Annotated in this window: 2 protein-coding genes; both read right to left on the reverse strand. The window is 64.3% G+C overall.

Annotation, left to right across the window (positions count from 1 at the left end; translation table 11 throughout):
• Positions 1-267 (reverse strand): pore-forming ESAT-6 family protein (locus ACFSL4_RS37570; protein ID WP_381092611.1); only part of this gene is annotated, 267 nt, incomplete at its 3' end.
• Positions 268-328: 61 nt separating this feature from the next.
• A partial coding sequence (locus tag ACFSL4_RS37575) for a hypothetical protein (RefSeq protein ID WP_381092610.1) occupies positions 329-602 on the reverse strand: 274 nt, incomplete at its 5' end.

Genomic DNA, 602 nt, shown 5'->3' on the forward strand with positions numbered 1-602 from the left:
CGCCGTCGCGTCGTTCTGCTCCAACGTCGACTTCACCAGCCCGATAATGTTCTTGACCTCCTGCGACGCACGGTTCCACCGCATCTCCTTGCCGTGGTACTCATCCGCCACACCATCCGCCGTGAAGTCCGCCATCGCCGCCTTCACCTGACGGTCCCGCGCCGCGATGACCTCCTCCAAACGACCGATCACCGCCTGCAGACCACCCTGCACATCCGCCGACGCACCCGTGTCGTACGACCGACGATCCGCACCCGAACCCGCCATCACACACCACTCCCCGTGAGAGAAGAAAAGACTTCGTGGAACCAGCCGACAACCCCGCCCCTCAGCGGAACCGCGCCCCGTCGAAGTTCGCCGCCGACATCTGACGCCGCGCGTTGTCGCCCTGCTCCTGATCACCCGAACCGAACGCCGAGTCCATCCCCGACTGACCACCCAAAATCGCCGCCAGCGACGCGTTCAACTCCTTGGCGATCGAATCCGCCCGCAACTTGAACTGATCGAACGCCACCCGACCCGCACCGTTGAACTTCCCCTCCAACGGCTGCGCCGCCTGCACCAACTGACGGATCAACGTCCCCAGATCATCACTCGACCCA

Origin of the sequence: Streptomyces caeni, from assembly GCF_042678285.1 — a bacterium.
In the GTDB taxonomy this organism is placed as follows: Bacteria; Actinomycetota; Actinomycetes; order Streptomycetales; family Streptomycetaceae; genus Streptomyces; species Streptomyces caeni.